The following is a 239-nucleotide window of genomic DNA, read 5'->3' on the forward strand; positions in this document are numbered from 1 at the left end:
CCGTACGGGATTCGAACCCGTGTTACCGCCGTGAAAGGGCGGTGTCTTAACCACTTGACCAACGGGCCAAAAAAGTTTTAAACCTATTCCCAAGCTTCCAACCGGGCTTGAACCGGTGACCTCTTCCTTACCATGGAAGTGCTCTACCAGCTGAGCTATGGAAGCATAATGGCTCCGCAGGTAGGACTCGAACCTACGACCGATCGGTTAACAGCCGATAGCTCTACCACTGAGCTACT

1 tRNA gene is annotated in these 239 nt (G+C 52.7%); it reads right to left on the reverse strand.

Annotated elements, in window-relative coordinates:
* Window positions 1-92: 92 nt before the first annotated feature.
* Window positions 93-165, reverse strand: a tRNA-Thr gene (locus QO049_RS30685).
* Window positions 166-239 lie beyond the last annotated feature (74 nt).

This window comes from Bacillus sp. RB3 (assembly GCF_030164735.1).
Classification (GTDB): Bacteria; Bacillota; Bacilli; order Bacillales; family Bacillaceae_G; genus Bacillus_A; species Bacillus_A cereus.